The organism is Sphingomonas bacterium, from assembly GCF_903643065.1.
In the GTDB taxonomy this organism is placed as follows: domain Bacteria; phylum Pseudomonadota; class Alphaproteobacteria; order Sphingomonadales; family Sphingomonadaceae; genus Sphingomonas.
The window spans coordinates 1-5,912 of record NZ_CAHJWX010000145.1 but is presented as its reverse complement, the minus strand read 5'-3'; the positions used below and the strand labels follow the sequence as shown (position 1 = coordinate 5,912).

Annotated in this window: 7 protein-coding genes and 1 pseudogene; 4 read left to right on the top strand and 4 right to left on the bottom strand. The window is 73.5% G+C overall.

The window, feature by feature from the left end; all coding sequences use genetic code 11:
• Positions 1–80: 80 nt before the first annotated feature.
• Together hisI and acs are read right to left on the bottom strand one after the other, a co-directional pair.
• Complete coding sequence (hisI, locus tag HUU95_RS06600) at positions 81–443, bottom strand: phosphoribosyl-AMP cyclohydrolase (RefSeq protein ID WP_174279389.1); 363 nt, start codon at positions 441–443, stop codon at positions 81–83.
• A complete protein-coding gene (gene acs, locus HUU95_RS06595) occupies positions 440–2,401 on the bottom strand; it encodes an acetate--CoA ligase (RefSeq protein WP_174279388.1) in 1,962 nt (653 codons plus the stop codon). Before acs ends, hisI begins: the two co-directional genes overlap by 4 nt.
• A 146-nt stretch (positions 2,402–2,547) precedes the next feature.
• On the opposite strand from acs, the gene HUU95_RS06590 reads away from it, so the two are divergent.
• Together HUU95_RS06590 and HUU95_RS06585 are read left to right on the top strand one after the other, a co-directional pair.
• On the top strand, positions 2,548–4,104 hold the full coding sequence (locus HUU95_RS06590) for a hypothetical protein (protein ID WP_174279387.1): 1,557 nt from the start codon (positions 2,548–2,550) through the stop codon (positions 4,102–4,104).
• A 2-nt stretch (positions 4,105–4,106) separates the two neighbouring features.
• Positions 4,107–4,292: a hypothetical protein gene (locus HUU95_RS06585; protein WP_174279386.1), complete on the top strand. Its 186-nt coding sequence runs from the start codon at positions 4,107–4,109 to the stop codon at positions 4,290–4,292.
• A gap of 28 nt (positions 4,293–4,320) precedes the next feature.
• Here the strand turns inward: HUU95_RS06585 and HUU95_RS06580 are convergent, their stop codons facing one another.
• Positions 4,321–4,950 carry a S24 family peptidase gene (locus HUU95_RS06580; RefSeq protein ID WP_174279385.1) on the bottom strand — a complete coding sequence of 210 codons (630 nt, stop codon included), beginning with the start codon at positions 4,948–4,950 and terminating at the stop codon, positions 4,321–4,323.
• 90 nt (positions 4,951–5,040) lie between these two features.
• Here HUU95_RS06580 and HUU95_RS06575 point away from each other — a divergent pair, with 90 nt between their 5' ends.
• Together HUU95_RS06575 and HUU95_RS06570 are read left to right on the top strand one after the other, a co-directional pair.
• The gene (locus HUU95_RS06575; protein ID WP_174279384.1) at positions 5,041–5,217 is read left to right on the top strand and encodes a hypothetical protein; all 177 of its coding nucleotides are present in this window, start codon (positions 5,041–5,043) and stop codon (positions 5,215–5,217) included.
• Positions 5,214–5,540: a hypothetical protein gene (locus HUU95_RS06570; protein ID WP_174279383.1), complete on the top strand. Its 327-nt coding sequence runs from the start codon at positions 5,214–5,216 to the stop codon at positions 5,538–5,540. The genes HUU95_RS06575 and HUU95_RS06570 overlap by 4 nt, the downstream gene beginning before the upstream one ends.
• A 28-nt stretch (positions 5,541–5,568) precedes the next feature.
• Here the strand turns inward: HUU95_RS06570 and HUU95_RS06565 are convergent.
• Positions 5,569–5,912, bottom strand: a pseudogene (locus HUU95_RS06565) (hypothetical protein); the annotation flags it as partial.

Genomic DNA, 5,912 nt, shown 5'->3' with positions numbered 1-5,912 from the left:
GGCGGTGTCGCCGCGCGGAACCGCGCGATGCCCGCCGCAGCCGGCCAGCAGCAGGAGCAGCGCCGCCGGCCACGCGCGCTTCATGCGACCGGCGCCAGCCCGCCCTCCTCGATCCGCCGGAAGAAGCAGCTTCGCGCGCCGGTATGGCAGGCAGGGCCGGCGGGATCGCAGATCAGCCACACCGCGTCCTGGTCGCAGTCGATCCGCATCTCCGCGACGCGCAGGACGTTGCCGGAGCTTTCGCCCTTCCGCCACAGCCGGCGGCGGCTGCGCGAGTGGAAGTGCGCCTCGCCGGTCGCTCGCGTCGCCGCCAGCGCCTCGGCATCCATGTGCGCGACCATCAGCAGCTCGCCGGTCGCGCGATCGGTGACGACCGCGGTGACGAGCCCGGCCGCGTCCCAGCGCGGGTCGAGCGCCAGGCCCGCATCGCGGCCGTCGCTCATGCGCCCGCCCGCCCGGCGACGAGATCGTCAACGACCGCGGGATCGGCGAGCGTGGAGGTGTCGCCCAGCGCGCCGGTGTCGCCCTCCGCGATCTTGCGCAGGATGCGCCGCATGATCTTGCCCGACCGCGTCTTGGGCAGGCCCGGCGCGAACTGGATGGCGTCGGGGGTCGCGACCGGCCCGATCTCGCGGCGCACCCACGCCTTCAGCTCGGCCGCAAGCTCGGGCGACGCCGCCTCGCCGGCGTTCAGCGTGACAAAGGCGTAGATGCCCTGCCCCTTCACGTCGTGCGGCATCCCGACCACCGCCGCCTCCGCGACGCCGGCGTGCAGGACCAGCGCCGACTCGACCTCCGCCGTTCCCATCCGGTGGCCCGACACGTTGATGACGTCGTCCACCCGGCCCGTGATCCAGTGATAGCCGTCCGCGTCGCGCCGGCAGCCGTCACCGGTGAAATACAGGCCGGGACAGGTCGTGAAATACGTCTGGAAGAAGCGGTCGTGGTCGCCCCAGACGGTCCGCATCTGGCCGGGCCAGCTGGTCTCGAGGCACAGGTCGCCCTCCGCCGCGCCGTCCAGCGCCACGCCTTGCGCGTCGACCAGCACCGGCACGACGCCGGGCAGCGGCAGGGTCGCGCTGCCGGGCTTCAGCGGGGTGGCGCCGGGCAGCGGCGCGATCAGTATGCCGCCGGTCTCCGTCTGCCACCATGTGTCGACGATCGGGCAGCGCCCCTCCCCAACGACGTCGTGATACCATCGCCACGCCTCCGGGTTGATCGGCTCGCCGACGCTGCCCAGCAGGCGCAGCGACGCGCGGCTCGTCGCGCGGACGGGACCGTCGCCCTCCTTCATCAGCGCGCGCAGCGCGGTCGGGGCGGTGTAGAGGATCTCGACGCGATGCCGGTCCACCACCTGCCACATGCGCGAGGCGTCGGGCCAGGTCGGCACGCCCTCGAACATAAGCGTCGTCGCCCCGTTGGCGAGCGGCCCGTAGAGGATGTAGCTGTGGCCCGTCACCCAGCCGATGTCCGCCGCGCACCAGAAGACCTGCCCCGCGCGATAGTCGAACGTCCATTCGTGCGTCAGGCTCGCCCAGACGAGATAGCCGCCGCAGGTGTGCAGCACGCCCTTGGGCTTGCCGGTCGATCCCGACGTGTAGAGGATGAACAGCGGGTCCTCGGCCGCCATCGGCTCGGGCGCGCAGTCCCCGGCGCGATCGCCGGCGAGGTCCGCCGCCGCCTCGTGATACCACACGTCCCGCTCGCCCATCGGGATGTCCGCCCCGGTCGCGCGCACCACCAGCACGCGCTCCAGCCCCGGCGCGCGGGCCGCGGCGGCGTCGACGTTCGCCTTCAGCGGCACGCGCCGTCCGCCGCGCCGGCCCTCGTCCGCGGTCACGACCAGCCGCGACCCGCAATCCTCGATCCGCCCCGCCAGCGCCTCGGGAGAGAAGCCGGCGAACACCACCGAATGCACCGCGCCGATCCGCGCGCAGGCGAGCAGCGCGACCGCCGCCTCCGGGATCATCGGCAGGTAGATCGTCACCCGGTCGCCCTTGGCGACACCCTGGGCGCGGAGCACGTTGGCGAAACGGCAGACCTCGGCGTGCAGCTCGCGATAGCTGATGCGGCGCGGCGCGTCGGCAGGATCGTCGGGTTCCCACAGGATCGCGATGGCATCGCCGCGCTCCGCCAGATGCCGGTCGAGGCAGTTGGCGGCGACGTTGAGCGTGCCGTCCGCATACCAGCGGATGCGGAAGTCGTCGGCCGCGAACGACCAGTCCCCGGCCCGGGTCGGGGGGACGATCCAGTCGAGCCGTCGCGCCTGCCGCAGCCAGAAGGCGTCGGGATCGGCGGCGACGGCCGCGACCATCGCGCGATAGCCGGCGTCGTCGACCAGCGCCCGCTCGCGCCATTCTTCCGGAACGGGATGGAGGTCCGGCTGCTGGGTTCCGGCCATCGCGCGCTCCTCGCCCGCCCCCTGCGGGCGATCGGACGACGTTTAGCGAGCGTCGCCGCCCGCCGCCACACATGCTTGTCCGGACCGGCCGGCGGACGCCCGATGGTTTACCGCGCGGAAACCATGGCTGCGCCATGAAGGCGCGCATGAGGACAGACCGTATCGTCGCGGACACGACGCCGCGCCCGGTCGCGGCGCCGATCCGCTGGCGGGCGATCGCGGCCGGGTTGCTGCTGGTCGCGGTCGTCCTGCGCGCCGGGCTGTACGGCGACGCGCTGGTCGGCGACGACGAGCAGTTCTACCTGTTGATGGGCGACCGGATGTGGCGCGGCGCGCTGCCCTATGTCGACATCTTCGATCGCAAGCCGATCGGCCTGTTCGCGCTGTTCGCCGCGATGCGGCTGCTGGGCGGCGAGGGGCTGCTGGCGTCGCAGCTGGTGGCGACGCTGTTCGTCGCGAGCACCGCACTGGCGATCGCCGCGGTCGCGGCGCGGCGCGTGGCGATCGTGCCGGCGATGCTGGCCGGCGTGTTCTATTGCGCGATGCTGGAGCCGATGGGCGGCGGATCGACGCAGGCGCCGGTCTTCTACAACCTGTTCACCGCCGTCGCCGCCTGGCTGGCGCTGCGCACCGCGCCGGCGCTCGACCGGCCGGGAGACATGAGGCGCGCGGCGGCGGCGATGCTGCTGTGCGGCCTTGCGATCCAGATCAAGACCAACGTCGCGCTGGAGGGGGTCGCGATCGGCGGCTGGCTCGCCGTCAGGCTGGCGCTGCGCCGGCCGTGGCGGGAGGCGGCGGCTCGCGCGACGCTGTTCGTCGGCCTGGGCATCGCGCCGACCGTCGTGGCGGGCGCGGGTTTCGCGCTGGCCGGACATCTCGACGCATGGTGGTTCGCCAATCTCGTGTCCCAAATGCGCAAGACCGGCGGCTTCGACGCCGACTCGCTCGGTCGGCTGGGCGAGATGCTGCGCCAGGGATCGCCGGTTCTGTTCGCCTGCGTGGGCGGGCTGGCGGCGATGCGGCTCGCCGCCCGCGCCGACGAACGCTGGTGGCTGCTGGCCGCCTGGTCGGCGGCCGCGCTGGTGGAGGCGTTCTCGATCGGCAACTTCTGGACCCATTATCTGCTGCCCGTCGCCAGCATCGCCGCGATCTGCGGCGCGGCGCTGTTCGCACAACCGCGCTGGGGCCGCTGGGCATTCGTCGCGCTCGCCGGGCCGGCCATGGCGATGACGGTCGCGACGAGCTGGATGGACACGGCGCGCGCCAGGCGCGCGACCGCGCTGACGCTGGCGGCGATCCCGCCGGATGTCGCGACGACCTGCCTGCTGACGTACGACGCGCCGGTCACGTTCCTCCAGCTGAGCCATGCCTGCCTCGTCACGCCGTACATCTTCGTCGACGAGTTCCGGTCCCAGGCGGAGGCGCATGCGCTGCCGGTCGACGCGACCATCGCCTTGCGGGCCGCGCTCGCGCATCGGCCGGGAACGGTCCTGACCGTCGACCGGTCGCACTGGACGAACCGCAACCGCGCCAACGACGCGATCCTGCGGGCAGGCCTGGCCCGCGGCTATCACCGGATCGCGGCGGTGGATCGCAGGCTCTGGGCGAACGACACCGAAACGCTGGTGGTCTGGCGCCGCAACGACCTGCCGCTGCCCCGCCCCGCCACTGGCGCCACCGCGCACGGCATGGCAGGGCGCTGACCATGGTCGATCCCGGCACCTCCCCGCCCCGCCGCTCGTCGGCCGGCGGCGCGTTCATCGCGCTCGGCGCGATCGGCGGTCCGGTCGTCGGCTTCCTGGTCGGCGAGGCGACGCCGGGCTTCCTGATCGGCACCGGCCTTGGCATCGCCGCGTCGCTCGCGATCTGGTGGCGGGGGCGGCGTCGCTAAGGGCCGAAGGCCTGGCCGGCGCCCCGGTTCAGGCCACGGCGCGCGACTGCCACACGACCCGGCCGATCACCTCCACCACCCCCTCGCCGACCGGGGGCGAGGCGGGATTGTCGCTCGTCGCCACCACCGCGCCACCGCGCCGCGCGACCCGCTTGACCAGCGTCGCGCCGTCGATCCGCACCACGAACACTCCGCCCCTGCCCGTCACGCGCGTATCGCCCTGATCGACCAGCAGCTGGTCGCCGTCGGCGATGCCGGGCGCCATCGAGTCGCCCCGGGCCTCGATCAGCGCGACCGGGCCGCCGCGCACGCCCAGCGATCGTAGCAGCCGCGGCGGGAAGTCGATCGCGTCGACCGGCCGCTCGCCGTCGTTGAGCGCGCCCGGCCCCGCCGAGGCTCGTGCATCCAGCCGCGGGACGCGCACCGGCATCGGACCGGGCGCGATCTCGCGCCCGCCCAGCACCGCCTCCGCCACCCCGAAATAGCGCGCCAGCAGCGCCCGGTCCCCCTCCGCCAGCCGGCGCGGCGTGCCCCGCCGCACGAACTGCTGGAGATAGGCATCATTGCGGCCGAGCAGTCGCGACAGCGACGACAGGCTCTCCCCCTCGCTCGCCGCCACCAGCGCCGCCAGCACCGCGCGGGGATCGTCCAGTTTCATTCCCGGAAAGTAGCAGCAGGATTTTTCCTAGACAAGTTGGAGTTCAAGAAGAACACAACAAGAACAGATTACCTGTCGGGAGAAGCCGCCATGTCCCTGATCGTCAAGATCGATCGCTACCTGCGCCACACCAACATGCCGCCCACGACGTTCGGACGGCGGGCGATCAACGATCCGCGACTGGTCAAGGACCTCCAGCGCGGGCGCGAGCTGCGGCCGGTCACGGTGGCGCGGGTGGAGGCGTTCCTGTCGGGAGGACCGGCATGAGCGGGCCGCCGCGGGACCGCGCGCCCGATCCCGGCCTCGCGCTGCTCCACGCGCTGGCCGCGTCGGCGCCGCGCGGATCGGCGATCGAACTGGTCGACATGACCAGCACCGGCTGGGGAAGCGCGACCTTCACCGGGGCGCGGCACGTCATCCGGTTGCGGGGGCGGGACGATCCGGCGCTGGCGAGCTGGCTCGCCGGCCTGCTCGAGGCACAGTTCCGGCTGCGAGGGCATCTGGTGGCGGACATCGCCCTCGCCTCGGTGGAGCGGTGCGGCGGATCCGCGGCGGTCGTGGTGGAGGCGCTGACCCTGGACGAGGCGTGACCGCTCAGCCGCGGATGGGCGTGACGGCTCAGCCGCGGATGGCGAGCCGGCGCAGCTGACCCAGCGTCTCCTCCAGCGACCCCGATGCCAGGGGCTGCTCCACCGGCTCCGTCGGGGTCGGGGTCGGGGTCGGGATCGGAACCGGGGTCGGAGCCGGTCCGGTCGCCGCCACCAGGCGCCGCCGCGCTCCGCGTTCCAGCCGGGAGAGCAGCGCCTCGATGCTTTCCGGCTGGTCGCGCGCGTCCGAGGCGAGCTCGACGCTGTCGATCCGCTCGCCGGGCGCGAGCGGTTCGGGACGGTGCGGCGGCGGCGGGACGACGAGCGAGGGGATCGCGCGGACGGGCTCGCGCGGCACGTCGGGGATCGCCGCCG

Excerpts from the sequence above, each read along its gene's own strand:
- acs (WP_174279388.1), bottom strand. The coding sequence starts at position 2,401 with ATGGCCGGAACCCAGCAGCCGGACCTCCATCCCGTTCCGGAAGAATGG.
- HUU95_RS06580 (WP_174279385.1), bottom strand. The coding sequence starts at position 4,950 with ATGAAACTGGACGATCCCCGCGCGGTGCTGGCGGCGCTGGTGGCGGCG.
- HUU95_RS06585 (WP_174279386.1), top strand. The coding sequence starts at position 4,107 with ATGGTCGATCCCGGCACCTCCCCGCCCCGCCGCTCGTCGGCCGGCGGC.
- HUU95_RS06570 (WP_174279383.1), top strand. The coding sequence starts at position 5,214 with ATGAGCGGGCCGCCGCGGGACCGCGCGCCCGATCCCGGCCTCGCGCTG.
- hisI (WP_174279389.1), bottom strand. The coding sequence starts at position 443 with ATGAGCGACGGCCGCGATGCGGGCCTGGCGCTCGACCCGCGCTGGGAC.
- HUU95_RS06575 (WP_174279384.1), top strand. The coding sequence starts at position 5,041 with ATGTCCCTGATCGTCAAGATCGATCGCTACCTGCGCCACACCAACATG.
- HUU95_RS06590 (WP_174279387.1), top strand. The coding sequence starts at position 2,548 with ATGAGGACAGACCGTATCGTCGCGGACACGACGCCGCGCCCGGTCGCG.